The organism is Streptomyces sp. MBT65, assembly GCF_016612545.1.
Taxonomy (GTDB): Bacteria; Actinomycetota; Actinomycetes; order Streptomycetales; family Streptomycetaceae; genus Streptomyces.
Genome location: NZ_JAENRY010000216.1, coordinates 1 through 14,698, shown reverse-complemented (window position 1 = coordinate 14,698; position 14,698 = coordinate 1). Strand labels below are relative to the sequence as shown.

The following is a 14,698-nucleotide window of genomic DNA, read 5'->3' as shown; positions in this document are numbered from 1 at the left end:
GAACAAAAACCGTCCCCACCCAAAAGCCCCCGGTCTTGATCCACCCCCTCTCTCAGCCTTGATCACCCGGTTGTCAGTCCCGCCCCGTAGGGTGGTCGGGCTATGACGAAGCCCTCACTCCCCGAACTCCTGCATGCTGCCGTCACTGCCGTCGGCGGTTCGGAGCGCCCCGGCCAGGTGACCATGGCCGAAGCCGTCGCGGAGGCGATCGACGACGGTTCCCATCTGCTGGTCCAGGCCGGCACCGGTACCGGAAAGTCGCTCGGCTACCTCGTGCCCGCGCTCGCGCACGGTGAGCGGGTGGTCGTAGCGACCGCCACGCTCGCGCTCCAGCGCCAGCTGGCGGAGCGCGACCTGCCGCGCACGGTCGACGCACTGCATCCACTCCTGCGCCGCCGCCCCCAGTTCGCGATGCTCAAGGGCAGGTCGAACTACCTGTGTCTGCACCGACTCCACGAGGGCATGCCGCAGGACGAGGAGGAGGGCCTCTTCGATCAGTTCGAGGCGGCAGCCCCCACCAGCAAGCTGGGGCAGGACCTGTTGCGGCTGCGCGACTGGACGGACGAGACCGAGAACGGCGATCGCGACGACCTCACACCCGGAGTCTCCGACCGTGCGTGGGCGCAGGTCTCGGTGTCCTCCCGTGAGTGCCTGGGCGCCCAGAAGTGCGCCTACGGAGCGGAGTGCTTCGCAGAGGCGGCCCGCGAGCGGGCCAAGCTCGCCGACGTCGTCGTCACGAACCACGCGCTGCTCGCGATCGACGCCATCGAAGGCGCCCCCGTCCTCCCGAAGCACGAGGTCCTGATCGTCGACGAGGCCCATGAACTGGTCTCGCGGGTCACCGGAGTGGCCACCGGCGAGCTCACTCCCGGCCAGGTCAACCGCGCGGTGCGCCGGGCCGCGAAGCTGGCGAACGAGAAGGCCGCCGACCAGCTCCAGACCGCCGCCGAGGGCTTCGAGCGGCTGATGGAGCTCGCCCTGCCGGGCCGCCTGGAGGAGGTCCCGGAGGACCTCGGTTACGCCCTCATGGCGCTGCGCGACGCCTGCCGTACGGTGATCTCCGCGATCGGCGCCACCCGCGACAAGTCCGTGCAGGACGAGGACGCGGTCCGCAAGCAGGCTTTGGCCTCAGTGGAGAGCGTGCACGATGTGGCGGAGCGGATCACCAACGGCTCCGAATGGGACGTCGTCTGGTACGAACGGCACGACCGCTTCGGCGCCTCCCTGCGTGTCGCCCCCATGTCCGTGTCGGGTCTCCTGAGGGAGAAGCTTTTCGCGGACCGCTCGGTGACCCTGACGTCCGCGACACTGAAGCTCGGCGGCGACTTCAACGGCGTAGGAGCCTCCCTGGGTCTCGCCCCCGAGGGCACCGCGGGCGACGATCTGCCGCAGTGGAAGGGCGTCGACGTCGGCTCGCCCTTCGACTACCCGAAACAGGGCATCCTGTACGTCGCCAAGCACCTCGCGCGCCCCGCGCGGGACGGCGACCGTGCCGACATGCTGGACGAGTTGACGGAGCTGATTGAGGCGGCCGGCGGTCGCACCCTCGGCCTCTTCTCCTCGATGCGGGGCGCCCAGCTCGCCGCCGAGGAGCTGCGTTCCCGTATCCCCGAGTACCCGATCCTGCTCCAGGGCGAGGAGACGCTCGGCGAGCTGATCAAGAACTTCGCGGCCGACCCGAAGACCTGTCTCTTCGGCACGCTGTCGCTCTGGCAGGGCGTCGATGTCCCCGGAGCCAGTTGCCAGTTGGTCGTGATGGACAAGATTCCGTTCCCGCGGCCGGACGACCCGCTGATGAGCGCCCGCCAGAAGGCGGTGGAGGACGCCGGGGGCAACGGCTTCATGGCGGTGGCCGCCACGCACGCGGCGCTCCTGATGGCCCAGGGAGCCGGTCGCCTCGTCCGCGCGTCGGGAGACCGCGGCGTGGTCGCCGTACTCGACCAACGGCTGGCCACCGCCCGCTACGGCAGTTATCTCAAGGCGTCACTGCCCGACTTCTGGTACACCACGGACCGTAACCAGGCCCGGAGGTCGCTGGCCGCGATCGACGCGAAGGCGAAGCAGGAGGAAGCCGAATCGGAGTGATGCGGGCGGCGGTGTTGGCCCGGGCGCTCCGGGCCAACACCGGATCGACGCCCAACACCGGATCGACGACCGGCCGCCACAGAGGCCTGGACAGCACAGGACCCCGGAACCGGCGCAGGGGTCCCGGGGTCCGGTCAGGGAGGCCGGGCCGATGTGGCCCGCCCGCCGCGGCCGCCGTCAGACGCGCCGCAGCACTGCCACCACCTTGCCGAGGATCGTCGCGTCGTCACCGGGGATCGGCTCGTAGGCCGAGTTGTGCGGGAGGAGCCAGACGTGGCCGTCCTCGCGCTTGAAGCGCTTGACGGTGGCCTCGCCCTCGAGCATGGCGGCCACGATGTCGCCGTTCTCGGCGACCGGCTGGCGGCGCACGGTCACCCAGTCGCCGTCGCAGATCGCGGCCTCGATCATCGAGTCACCGACGACCTTGAGGACGAACAGCTCACCGTCACCGACCAGTTGGCGGGGGAGGGGGAAGACGTCCTCGACCGACTCCTCGGCGAGGATCGGGCCACCGGCGGCGATCCGGCCCACCAGTGGGACGTACGACGCGGCGGGCTTGCCCGCGGTGTCCGTGGGCTGCGCCGACGAGGACTGGTCGCTGCCGCGGACCTCGTACGCGCGCGGGCGGTGCGGGTCGCGGCGCAGGAAGCCCTTGCGCTCCAGTGCCATCAGTTGGTGTGCGACCGAGGACGTGCTGGACAGGCCCACGGCCTGGCCGATCTCGCGCATCGACGGCGGGTAGCCCCGCCGCTGCACCGAGTCCCTGATGACCTCGATCACCCGGCGCTGCCGGTCCGTGAGCCCCGAGCTGTCCGCCCGGATGCCGGGAGGTCGGCCCGGCAGGGAACGCTTGTGTCCCTCGGGATTCGCGGCTTCGTTCATTGCATGCACCGGCTCGAGTCGGCCCTGGGAGCGATCCTGGGCAGTGATGGTGGCACTGTCTGCGGTGGTGGTCACGTCGGCCCCTCTCGATGGTCTCCCTGCTGGACAACGGTAGTTGCTTTCGAAAGGTTGCGCCAAACACACGTTCGAGTGAAAAAACGCGGATGGCCTGTCGCGATCATGCGTCTGGGTGTATGGCCAACGTGGCACCTGGCGGACAAAAGAGTTCATTGTTGTACTCTTCGCCGCCAAGGCGGTGACCTCGTGGGTTGTCGCCTCAGTCTGCCACCCGGTGTCCCGGCGGTCGGGGGCCGGTCCCGTTCTGTGCGGGAGCCCCACGCCTCCTCCGTGCCGCGCTCACGCTATCTCCGTAAGTGGCCTGGCGGTACGGCTGTGCGCCCGCGTGTTCGGGGCGACGGGACGGTCGTATGGCACATGCCAATACGGCTGCGACACGCGCGTGCGGCGTGTTTGTGTGAGCCAATCACCACATCTAGTGGTTGGATTGCGACAGCAGCCCAGAAGTTGTGGTCCCCCGGGTCTCCAGAGCCCCGGCCATCGCCTATGCTGGGGGCTGCTTCGAGAGGCCCAAGAGGTCTCACGAGGCCATTGAGTCTGCTGTGAGGGAGGGTTGGAGACCATGCACTGCCCCTTCTGCAGGCACCCCGACAGCCGTGTCGTCGACAGCCGTACGACCGACGACGGCACGTCGATCCGCCGGCGCCGCCAGTGCCCTGACTGCTCCCGTCGTTTCACGACCGTGGAGACGTGCTCGCTCATGGTGGTCAAGCGGTCCGGAGTCACCGAGCCTTTCAGCCGTACGAAGGTCATCAACGGTGTGCGCAAGGCATGCCAGGGACGGCCTGTCACCGAGGACGCACTCGCCCAGCTCGGCCAGCGGGTCGAAGAGGCGGTGCGGGCCACTGGAAGCGCCGAACTGACCACCCATGACGTCGGGTTGGCCATACTCGGCCCGTTGCAGGAGCTCGACCTCGTCGCCTATCTGCGATTCGCCTCCGTCTACAGGGCGTTCAACTCCCTTGAGGACTTCGAGGCCGCGATCGTGGAGTTGCGCGAAGTGCCCCCCGGCCCCGCCGCGGACGACGAAGACGCGGCATCGGGGAGCCAGGAAGACGACGGCGGGACCGGAGGGGCTGTTCAGGTCCCCGTGCCCGCCCACTCCGCCGACTGACCGACGGGCCGGAACCGGGCGGAGACCCCGGGTCCGGCCGGGCGGCGGCGAACCAGGACTTGTTGCGGGGCCATGAGCGGTGGGCGTCCGCGGCATCAGACAAACACTCTGCCACGGGAACATCGTGGCATTTTCAGGCGTTTTCGCCTGTAGAGGGAGGCGGCATGACAGAGACGGCGAGCGGTCCGGCACGAGGTTCCCGCGCGAAGGGCACCAAGGCCACCAAGGGACTGCGCATCGAGCGTATTCACACCACCCCCGGCGTGCATCCGTACGACGAGGTGGAGTGGGAGCGTCGTGACGTCGTCATGACCAACTGGCGCGACGGCTCGGTCAATTTCGAGCAGCGTGGCGTCGAGTTCCCCGCCGAATGGGCGGTGAACGCGGTCAACATCGTCACCAGCAAGTACTTCCGCGGTGCCGTGGGCACCCCGCAGCGCGAGGTGAGCCTCAAGCAGCTCATCGACCGCATCGTGAAGACGTATCGGAAGGCCGGTGAGGACCACAAGTACTTCGCCTCGCCCGCCGACGCCGAGATCTTCGAGCACGAGCTGGCGTACGCCCTCCTGCACCAGGTCTTCAGCTTCAACAGCCCCGTGTGGTTCAACGTGGGCACCCCGCAGCCCCAGCAGGTCTCGGCCTGCTTCATCCTGGCCGTCGACGACTCCATGGAGTCCATCCTCGACTGGTACAAGGAAGAGGGCATGATCTTCAAGGGCGGTTCCGGCGCCGGCCTGAACCTGTCCCGCATCCGTTCCTCCAAGGAGCTGCTCTCCTCCGGTGGCAACGCCTCGGGTCCGGTCTCCTTCATGCGCGGCGCCGACGCCTCCGCGGGCACCATCAAGTCCGGTGGCGCCACCCGCCGCGCGGCCAAGATGGTCATCCTGGATGTCGACCACCCCGACATCGAGGACTTCATCCAGACCAAGGTCAAGGAAGAAGAGAAGATCCGCGCCCTTCGCGACGCGGGCTTCGACATGGACCTGGGCGGCGACGACATCACGTCGGTGCAGTACCAGAACGCCAACAACTCGGTCCGCGTGAACGACACGTTCATGAAGGCAGTGGAGAACGGCGACAAGTTCGGCCTGACGTCCCGCATGACCGGCGAGGTCATCGAGGAGGTCGACGCCAAGGAGCTCTTCCGCAAGATGGCCGAGGCCGCCTGGGCCTGCGCCGACCCGGGCATCCAGTACGACGACACCATCAACCAGTGGCACACGTGCCCGGAGTCCGGCCGTATCAACGGCTCGAACCCGTGCAGCGAGTACATGCACCTGGACAACACGTCCTGCAACCTCGCCTCGCTGAACCTGATGAAGTTCCTGAAGGACGACGGCAAGGGCCACCAGTCCTTCGAGGTCGAGCGCTTCGCCAAGGTCGTCGAGCTCGTCATCACCGCGATGGACATCTCCATCTGCTTCGCGGACTTCCCGACGCAGAAGATCGGCGAGAACACACGCGCGTTCCGCCAGCTCGGCATCGGCTACGCCAACCTCGGCGCCCTGCTGATGGCGACCGGCCACGCCTACGACTCCGACGGCGGCCGTGCCCTCGCGGGTGCCATCACCTCCCTGATGACCGGCACGTCGTACAAGCGTTCCGCCGAACTCGCCGCGGTCGTCGGCCCGTACGACGGCTACGCCCGCAACGAGCAGCCGCACCTGCGTGTCATGAAGCAGCACGCCGACGCCAACGCCGTGGCCCCGCGCGCGGACGACCTGGACACGCCCATCTGGGCCGCGGCCACGGAGTCCTGGCAGGACGTGCTGCACCTCGGTGAGAAGAACGGTTTCCGTAACTCGCAGGCGTCCGTCATCGCCCCGACCGGCACCATCGGTCTCGCGATGTCCTGCGACACCACCGGACTTGAGCCCGACCTCGCCCTGGTCAAGTTCAAGAAGCTGGTCGGCGGCGGCTCGATGCAGATCGTCAACGGCACCGTCCCGCAGGCCCTGCGCCGCCTGGGCTACCAGGAGGAGCAGATCGAGGCGGTCGTCGCCCACATCGCCGAGAACGGCAACGTGATCGACGCCCCGGGCCTCAAGACCGAGCACTACGAGGTGTTCGACTGCGCCATGGGCGAGCGTTCCATCTCCGCGATGGGCCACGTCCGCATGATGGCCGCCATCCAGCCCTGGATCTCCGGCGCGCTCTCCAAGACGGTCAACCTGCCGGAGACGGCGACCGTCGAGGACGTCGAAGAGGTCTACTTCGAGGCGTGGAAGCTTGGCGTCAAGGCGCTCGCGATCTACCGCGACAACTGCAAGGTCGGCCAGCCCCTCTCCGCGAAGACCAAGGAGAAGGAGAAGGTCGAGGTCACCGCCAAGGCCGAGGAGACCATCCGCACCGCGGTCGAGAAGGTCGTCGAGTACCGCCCCGTCCGCAAGCGCCTCCCCAAGGGCCGCCCGGGCATCACGACCTCCTTCACCGTCGGCGGCGCCGAGGGCTACATGACCGCCAACTCCTACCCGGACGACGGTCTCGGCGAGGTCTTCCTGAAGATGTCGAAGCAGGGCTCGACCCTCGCGGGCATGATGGACGCCTTCTCGATCGCCGTCTCCGTAGGCCTGCAGTACGGCGTGCCTCTCGAGACGTACGTCTCGAAGTTCACGAACATGCGCTTCGAGCCGGCCGGCATGACGGACGACCCGGACGTGCGGATGGCGCAGTCGATCGTCGACTACATCTTCCGTCGCCTGGCGCTCGACTTCCTGCCCTTCGAGACGCGCTCCGCGCTCGGCATCCACTCCGCCGAGGAGCGCCAGCGTCACCTGGACACCGGCTCGTACGAGCCGACGGACGACGAGGTCGACGTGGAGGGCCTGGCCCAGTCGGCGCCGCGCGCCCAGGAGTTGAAGGCCGTGGCCACGCCGAAGGCCGTAGCCGTGGTCGAGGCGGCCAAGCCCGCCACGCAGCAGGTGCACACCAGCGCCGAGCTGGTGGAGATGCAGCTGGGTATTCAGGCCGACGCCCCGCTCTGCTTCTCCTGCGGTACGAAGATGCAGCGGGCCGGTTCCTGCTACATCTGCGAGGGGTGCGGGTCGACCAGCGGCTGCAGCTGAGCCAGGGCGTCCCCTTGAAGTGAACTAGCCGCTCAGGGCGGTGGATTCGGAGTTCCGGATCCACCGCCCTCGGCGTTTCCCCGCCCGGGGCGAATCCGGTTTCCCAGGGGAACGATCAGCGGTTAATCTCCCTCAGCGCGCATAGCGTGCGCACAGGGGAGGGTGGGGGCATGAGCGACGATTCCGTCGAGCCCGAAAGAGGCATGAGGGCGGGGGCCCAGGCGGTCGCGGCAGTGGTGGTGGTCGGGGGTGTCGTGGGCGGCATGTGGGGACTCGGGGCGGTCCTGCCGAAGACGACGTCACAGCCCGGCAAACCGGCGACCTGCTCGGCGAGCACGGACAAGACCCTGCCGGCGGGGTACGCCTCGCCGAAGGCGCTCTGTACGGCGCTGAACCGCACGGACCTTCCGGTGCTGCTGGGCACTCCGGACGAACACGCGCAGAGCGCCTCGGGCAGCGCGGGCTGGATGACGCTCGCCGGTGGCACCAAGATCGCCAGTCCCGAGGCCGACGTGGACCTGGAGACCTATTCGGTGCGGCTGTCGGCGTCCTACGACGACGTTCCCATCACCGAGGCGGCCCGCTATGTGGACTCGACCTCGCAGGTGAAGCGTGTGCTGGGGCACCCGGCGGTCCTCTACTCGGACCGGACCATCGCGATCAGCTTCAGCCTCGGCGGAGGCAAGGCCAGTACGGGCCCCGGGGGTATCGCCCGCAGCCTGTTGGTCTCCACGAGCGCGAATGACGGCGGCGACTCCTTCGAGATATCCATCTGGCGGCAGGACGACGTGCCGCCGGACGACGAGGCGCTGTTCCGCATCGCCGAGGAGGTGCTGCCGACGGTCCCGGGCTGGACCGCCGGCTGACGCGCCGTCCCGATGGGTGGGGCTGCTACGCCTTGCCCATCGTCCTGATGAAGGTCGCGGGGTCGTCCTCGAAGCCCCGGATGCCGGGATGGAAGTCCCAGCTTCCGGAGTCGTCCCGGACGAACTCCCCGACCGTCGCCGCCGTCGCACCGAGCACGTCACCGAAGTCGTGCTCGGTGAGGACGGTGTACCCCTCGCGGATGCGCAGCTTCGGGTTGAGGACGTTGACGAACGTACGGTGGGCGGCACGCTGTTGGATGACGACGCCGACCACCACGCGCGCGTACCGGTCGGCGAGCCGGTCCAGCTCCAGCGTCATGACCTCGTCCCAGCCGAAGCCCTTGCCGTCCTTGCTGTCCCGGTTGAGGTAGATGGTGCCGTCGGGGGAGCGGCTGTCGAAGTGCACCGCATACGCGGGAGTGCCGTGCGGATCACCCGCCACATACGTGGTGGCGACGATGTCCAGATCGACGGGCGGCTGCCCGGTGGGACTCGGATCCCACTGGAGCCCGACTTCGGCCTTGCGGATCCCCTTGCTGAGGCCGTTCACCACAGTTCCCCTTCCCCGTTCGCCTTGATCGCGTGCCCCAACTGCTGGGCAATCAGCGTTCGTTGTCCATCGTGCCACGCGCGCGGGGGCGTGTGCGCCGACGATCTCCGCCGGAGCGTGACCGGCGCCACGCTCGGTGGCCTTACGATGGCGCGGTGCTGGTCAAGTGGATTCGCTGCACCGTGGTGGACCGCCGCGGCTTCGAGCGCGGGCAGCGAAAGTGGGCGGGGCTTCCGGGGGAGCCGGGATTTCGGGGACAGGGGGGAGGCTGGAGCAGAGCGCGGCCAGGAGTGGCACACATTTTCGCGTTCTGGGAAAGCCGTGCCTTCTACGACTCGTTCATGGCCCGATCACATGACCGACTGGCCTCGGCCCAGGTGGGCACCTTCAAGGACGCGCAGGTCAAGCTGTTCGACCATCGCTTCGACGTGAAGACAGGCTTCGAGCCGCGCTTCACCGATGCCGACCTGGTGCGGGTGGCCCTGTGTCGTGTCCACGAGGAGCGCGCCGAGCACTTCACGCTGATGCAGGAGAAGGTCTGGAACCCGGCGATGGCGGGTTCCCCCGGCATGCTCCGGGGACTGTTCGGCGAGGCTCCGGAACACGAGTTCATGGTGCTGTCGATGTGGCACTCGGCCGCCGAGCACGGCAAGTACCGCACCGAGCGGGTGGAGCGGCTCGCACTGAGGGCCCAGATCGAGGCGGACGTCGTGTCCCTCACGGGGGACATCGTGCAGTTGGAACCGAGCTGGACGGTTTGAGATCCAAACTGATGCCATCGACGTCCCGGTGTGTGAATCGTGCGCCCCTATGTGGCCCATCGAGCAGAATTCGTGTGACCTACGCCGTATGGAGCCCGTACGAGTGCTCGATATGCCGTGACTCGATCTAGGGTTTTGGCATGGCACGACCACGGCGCATCGTCCTTGTCCGGCACGGCGAGTCAACGGGCAATGTTGATGACACTGTGTACGAGCGTGAACCCGACCATTCTCTGGCGCTGACCGACCAAGGTTGGCGGCAGGCGGAGGAGACCGGCAAGCGGCTGCGGGAGGTTTTCGGCCGCGAGCGCATCAGCGTGTACGTCTCCCCGTACCGCCGTACGCACGAGACCTTCCGCGCCTTCCACCTCGACCCGGACCTCGTCCGCGTACGCGAGGAACCCCGGCTGCGCGAACAGGACTGGGGGAACTGGCAGGACCGGGACGACGTACGCCTCCAGAAGGCGTACCGGGACGCGTACGGGCACTTCTTCTACCGCTTCGCCCAGGGCGAGTCCGGCGCCGACGTGTACGACCGGGTGGGCGGCTTCCTGGAGAGCCTGTACCGCAGCTTCGAGGCCCCCGACCACCCGCCGAACGTGCTCCTGGTGACCCACGGCCTGGCGATGCGGCTGTTCTGCATGCGCTGGTTCCACTGGACGGTCGCGGAGTTCGAGTCACTCTCGAATCCGGGGAACGCCGAGATGCGGATGCTCGTTCTGGGGGACGACGGCAGGTACGCGCTGGACCGGCCGTTCGACAGCTGGCGGGACCCGGAACCGTACGGGATCAGTGGATACGGTGCGGAGCGATGACCTCTGACTCCATTCCCGACTCTCTCGACTGTCCCGACCTCGACTCCTCGGATTCTCCCGACTCTCCCGACGCGCGCCTGGGCCGAGCCCTGGCCAGCCTTCGGGGGCTGGCTGTGGGGGACGCACTGGGCTCGCAGTTCTTCGTGCCCGCGAACCACCCGCTGCTCAAGCGCCGCGAACTGCCCCCGGCTCCCTGGCAGTGGACGGACGACACGGAGATGGCCGGCTCCGTGGTCGCCGTCCTGGCGGCCCATCAACGCATCGACCAGGACGCCCTGGCGCATTCCTTCGCCGAGCACCACGACTTCGACCGCGGCTACGGCCCCGCGGTCAACCGGCTGTTGCGCCTGGTCCGGGAAGGCGGCGACTGGCGCGAACTGTCCGCCGCGCTCTTCAACGGACAGGGATCGTGGGGCAATGGCGCGGCCATGCGGATCGCGCCCCTGGGCGCCTGGTACGCGGACGACCCCGAGCAGGCCACCCACCAGGCGGAGATCTCCGCCTACCCCACGCACCAGCACCGTGAGGCCGTGGTCGGCGCCATGGCCGTCGCCGCGGCCGCCGCACTGGCCGCGGCACCCGACGGCCCGCCCGGCCCCGAGGCGCTCCTCGACGGTGTCATCGCACTCGTACCGAAGAGCGCGGTCGGCGCGGGCCTGCGGCGCGCCCGGGACATGCTCGACTACGCCGATCCGGGCACTGTCGCGGCCGTTCTGGGCTGCGGACGCCGTACGTCGGCTCATGACACGGTCCCCTTCGCACTCTGGTCGGCCGCGCGGGGCCTCGGCGACTACGAGGGGGCGTTCTGGGCCACCGCTCAGGTCGGCGGGGATGTGGACACCACCTGCGCCATCGTGGGCGGCGTGATCGCCGGCGGGAAGGCGGGGACGCCGCCCGCCGGGTGGGTGGAGCAGACGGAGGCGCTGCCGGGCTGGATTCCGGCGTCCGTCTGACGCCCCCAACTCCTTGCCCGGGCAACGCCCCCGCACGCGACTGAAACTCTCTGTGTCCGTCGGGAACTCTCTGTGACCGCCCGGCCGTTGTCCTGGCAGCCGCTGTGTGACCCATGAGTCCGCACGGCAGACAGGACACGGCAGTTGGAGGGGGTGGTCATGAGGTCTTCGTCGTTGTCGGTCGGCCGGGTCCTGACAGGGCCCGGCCGGTCAGCCGATCCCCGGGCCCGCCGTGCCCGCGAGGGCGTCGAGATCGCTCTTGCGGACCCGGATCACCAACCAGGCGGTGACCAGGGCGAGTACGGCCATCGCGGCGGCCGGGACGAAAGCCGTCGAGATGCCGTGCGCGAGCACCTCGTGCCCCCATGGCGCGGGCAACTGGTGTGTCTTGCCGAACTCGGCCTTCTGCTCTGCCGATCCGCCGGTCAGGAACTTCGGCAGCTGCTTCTTCGCCTCGTCCCTGCTGGCCGAGCCGAACACCGTGGTCAGGATGGACAGACCGAGCGAACCGCCCACCTGCTGCATGGCGTTGAGCAGCGCGGACGCCGCGCCGGCCTCGTGCGGGGCGACACCGGACACCGCGGTGATCGTCAGCGTCACGAAGTTCAGGCCCATGCCGAAGCCGAACACCAGCATGGGGCCGAGCACTCCGTCGACGTACGAACTGTCCGAGCTGATGAGGGTCTGCCAGGCAAGCCCGATCACCGCGAGGGCCGAGCCGACGAGCATGAACGGCCGTGGTCCGAACCTCGGCAGGAACTGCTGGGACAGCCCCGCGCCGGCCGCGATCACGACCGTCACCGGCAGGAAGGCGAGCCCCGCCTGGATCGGGCTGTAACCCAGCACGTTCTGCACGAAGAGCACGATGTAGAAGAACATGCCGAACATCGCGGCGGCCAGGCTCAGCATGATCACGTACGTGCCCGAGCGATTGCGGTCGGCGAACATCCTCAGTGGGGTGATCGGTTCCTTGGCCCTGGACTCGATGACCACGAAGGCCAGCAACAGGACGACGGCCGCACCGAAGGACCCGATGGTCACGCTGTCGCGCCACCCCTTGTCCGCCGCGCGGATGAAGCCGTAGACGAGGGACGCCATGCCCGCCGTCGAGGTGAGCGCGCCCGCGATGTCGAACCGGCCGGTGTGCCGTTCGGACTCGCTGATGTACAGCGGCGTGAGCACGGCGATCAGCAGGCCGATCGGCACATTGACGAAGAGCACCCAGCGCCAGTCGAGCCACTCGGTGAGCATGCCGCCCGCGAGCAGACCGATCGCGCCGCCGCCGGCCGAGACCGCGGCGAAGACCCCGAACGCCCTGTTCCGCTCGGGGCCTTCGGGGAACGTGGTGGTGATGAGCGCCAGCGAGGTGGGCGACGCGATCGCGCCCCCCACGCCCTGGAGGACGCGCGCGGCCAGCAACTGCCATGGTTCCTGGGCGAGTCCGCCGAGCAGCGAGGCGAAGGTGAAGAGCAGGATGCCGGTGATGAACACCCGGCGCCGGCCGAGGATGTCGCCGGCCCGGCCGCCGAGAAGCAGCAGACCGCCGAAGGTGAGGGTGTAGGCGCTGACGACCCACGTGAGGTCGGTGGTGCTGAAGCTGAGCGCGGCTTGAATGTGCGGGAGCGCGATGTTCACAATCGTCGCGTCGAGTACCACCATGAGTTGGCAGGCCGCGATGACCGCGAGCGCGATACCGGGATGCCCCTCCCGGCGGGCCGCTCCTGGCTTTGGGTCCTGAGTCAACTGAGAGGTTGTCACTATGGGTCCCCCCTAAGTGCGTTAGTGAACGCTCGCGTTCACTGCCGCGTCAACGGTAGTGAGTCCCCAACAGTGAACGCAAGCGTTCACTTAACTCGCCTTCGAGCGGCGCATCCCCCGTCGCTGCCGTGTGACGCATCCCCGATCCCCGGAACTCCCCGTTCCACTGCACGCTGGAGACACTCAGATGGTTACTTCGGGCTGGACGGCCGCCCCCGCTCAGGCGGTCTCCCTCCGTCGTCGCGGCGCCGTGCTCGAACGCGCGATCCTGGACGCCGCGCTGGAGCAACTCAGCACGGTCGGATGGAACGCCCTCACGATGGAAGGCGTCGCCGCCGGTGCCCAGACGGGCAAAGCGGCGGTCTACCGGCGCTGGTCCTCGAAGGAGGACCTCGTCGCGGACGCCTTGCAGGCCGGACTGCCGCGTCTGGAGGGGCCGCCCGACCTGGGAAATGTGCGCGAGGATCTGCTGGCGTTGTGCACGCGGGCGCGCGACGCGATGTTCTCGCGCCCCGGATTCGCCCTCCGTGCGGTGATTCACGAATGCGACACTGCGCAGGCGGAGCGATTCCACGGCGTGATCTTCGAAGGGGTCGTGGAGCCGACGATCAAAATGCTCCGCGACGCGATCAACCGTGGAATAGAGCGAGGCGAGGTTCGCTCCGACGCGTCCAACAGCTATGTCTTCGATGCCATCCCGGCAATGATGATGTACCGCTCGAAGATGTGCGGCAGCGAATGGGTCGACCGCGACATCGAGGAAATGATCGACCAGTTGATGCTTCCGCTGCTCCGGCCGGGCGGCGCGTGAACAGGCTCGGAACGGTCTGGGAAGGGGGCCGGCGAAACCCGGGTGTCGCAGGGGGTTCCGGGCGGCGTACCCTGAGGGCGCCATGCCGTACGAAGCACCCACTCATACCGTCGAGCGCTCACTCCGCGCCACGACCGGGGCCAAGGTCATTGCAGGCGTCGACGAGGTGGGGCGCGGTGCGTGGGCCGGCCCCGTCACTGTCTGCGCGGCGGTCACCGGACTGCGCCGACCCCCCGAAGGCCTCACCGACTCCAAACTCATCGCGGTCAGACGACGCACCGAACTCGCGGAGGAACTCCGCAAGTGGGTCACGGCGTACGCCCTGGGACACGCCTCTCCGGAGGAGATCGACGACCTGGGGATGACGGCCGCGCTGCGGCTCGCCGCAGTGCGTGCCCTGGAGGCCTTGCCCGTTCGCCCCGACGCGGTCATCCTCGACGGGAAGCACGATTACCTCGGGGACCCCTGGCGGGTCCGTACGGTGATCAAGGGCGACCAGTCGTGCGTGGCGGTCGCGGCCGCTTCGGTGATCGCCAAGGTTCAGCGCGACAAAATGATGGCCGAACTGGGCCTCGACCATGCAGACTTCGCTTTCGCGGCCAACGCCGGGTACCCATCACCCGTGCACAAGGCCGCACTGGAGGAGCGGGGCCCCACCCCGTACCACCGGTTGTCGTGGGCGTATCTTGATGCGCTGCCCCAGTGGCGGCACCTCAAGAAGGCCCGCAGTTGGGCGGAGGGAAACGTTCCGAAGATCGAGGGCCAACTCGGATTCGACTTCTGACCGTTCCGCTCGCACTCATGTGCCACCCGCTGCCGCAAGCCGCACCAGCGTTTGATAAAAATCAGCTCATGCCTCTCATTCCCGAGGAGCCTCAGATTCACGAGAGTGCCCAGGGTCCCCGCGCCACTCCGGCCAGCGGCCGCGTCGCGCCGACCCCCCGCCCTGTACCCGGCCCC

General features: G+C 68.4%; 12 protein-coding genes. 9 read left to right on the top strand and 3 right to left on the bottom strand.

The window, feature by feature from the left end:
* Positions 1–102: 102 nt before the first annotated feature.
* Complete coding sequence (locus JHN63_RS36145) at positions 103–2,085, top strand: ATP-dependent DNA helicase (RefSeq protein ID WP_200688844.1); 1,983 nt, start codon at positions 103–105, stop codon at positions 2,083–2,085.
* 177 nt (positions 2,086–2,262) lie between these two features.
* Here the strand turns inward: JHN63_RS36145 and lexA are convergent, their stop codons facing one another.
* Complete coding sequence (lexA, locus tag JHN63_RS36140) at positions 2,263–3,042, bottom strand: transcriptional repressor LexA (protein WP_043677921.1); 780 nt, start codon at positions 3,040–3,042, stop codon at positions 2,263–2,265.
* A gap of 565 nt (positions 3,043–3,607) precedes the next feature.
* Between lexA and nrdR the strand changes: the two genes are divergently transcribed.
* The 3 genes from nrdR to JHN63_RS36125 all read left to right on the top strand — a co-directional run bounded on the left by nrdR (position 3,608) and on the right by JHN63_RS36125 (position 8,090).
* On the top strand, positions 3,608–4,159 hold the full coding sequence (gene nrdR, locus JHN63_RS36135) for a transcriptional regulator NrdR (RefSeq protein ID WP_200688842.1): 552 nt from the start codon (positions 3,608–3,610) through the stop codon (positions 4,157–4,159).
* A 164-nt stretch (positions 4,160–4,323) separates the two neighbouring features.
* On the top strand, positions 4,324–7,224 hold the full coding sequence (locus tag JHN63_RS36130; protein ID WP_200688839.1) for a vitamin B12-dependent ribonucleotide reductase: 2,901 nt from the start codon (positions 4,324–4,326) through the stop codon (positions 7,222–7,224).
* Between the two features lie 170 nt (positions 7,225–7,394).
* Positions 7,395–8,090 carry a DUF6215 domain-containing protein gene (locus tag JHN63_RS36125; protein ID WP_200688838.1) on the top strand — a complete coding sequence of 232 codons (696 nt, stop codon included), beginning with the start codon at positions 7,395–7,397 and terminating at the stop codon, positions 8,088–8,090.
* Between the two features lie 25 nt (positions 8,091–8,115).
* Here the strand turns inward: JHN63_RS36125 and JHN63_RS36120 are convergent, their stop codons facing one another.
* Positions 8,116–8,640 carry a TerD family protein gene (locus tag JHN63_RS36120; RefSeq protein ID WP_200688836.1) on the bottom strand — a complete coding sequence of 175 codons (525 nt, stop codon included), beginning with the start codon at positions 8,638–8,640 and terminating at the stop codon, positions 8,116–8,118.
* A gap of 155 nt (positions 8,641–8,795) precedes the next feature.
* On the opposite strand from JHN63_RS36120, the gene JHN63_RS36115 reads away from it, so the two are divergent.
* The 3 genes from JHN63_RS36115 to JHN63_RS36105 all read left to right on the top strand — a co-directional run bounded on the left by JHN63_RS36115 (position 8,796) and on the right by JHN63_RS36105 (position 11,169).
* On the top strand, positions 8,796–9,401 hold the full coding sequence (locus JHN63_RS36115) for a YdbC family protein (RefSeq protein ID WP_200688846.1): 606 nt from the start codon (positions 8,796–8,798) through the stop codon (positions 9,399–9,401).
* 140 nt (positions 9,402–9,541) lie between these two features.
* Positions 9,542–10,216 carry a histidine phosphatase family protein gene (locus JHN63_RS36110; protein WP_200688834.1) on the top strand — a complete coding sequence of 225 codons (675 nt, stop codon included), beginning with the start codon at positions 9,542–9,544 and terminating at the stop codon, positions 10,214–10,216.
* Positions 10,213–11,169, top strand: a complete 957-nt coding sequence (locus JHN63_RS36105; protein ID WP_200688832.1) for an ADP-ribosylglycohydrolase family protein — start codon at positions 10,213–10,215, stop codon at positions 11,167–11,169. Before JHN63_RS36110 ends, JHN63_RS36105 begins: the two co-directional genes overlap by 4 nt.
* A gap of 210 nt (positions 11,170–11,379) precedes the next feature.
* On the opposite strand, the gene JHN63_RS36100 is transcribed toward JHN63_RS36105, so the two are convergent.
* Complete coding sequence (locus JHN63_RS36100; RefSeq protein WP_200688830.1) at positions 11,380–12,927, bottom strand: MFS transporter; 1,548 nt, start codon at positions 12,925–12,927, stop codon at positions 11,380–11,382.
* A 187-nt stretch (positions 12,928–13,114) separates the two neighbouring features.
* Between JHN63_RS36100 and JHN63_RS36095 the strand changes: the two genes are divergently transcribed.
* Positions 13,115–13,738 carry a TetR/AcrR family transcriptional regulator gene (locus tag JHN63_RS36095; protein ID WP_200688828.1) on the top strand — a complete coding sequence of 208 codons (624 nt, stop codon included), beginning with the start codon at positions 13,115–13,117 and terminating at the stop codon, positions 13,736–13,738.
* An 82-nt stretch (positions 13,739–13,820) separates the two neighbouring features.
* Entirely contained in the window at positions 13,821–14,522 is a 702-nt protein-coding gene (locus JHN63_RS36090) for a ribonuclease HII (protein WP_200688826.1), read from the top strand.
* Positions 14,523–14,698 lie beyond the last annotated feature (176 nt).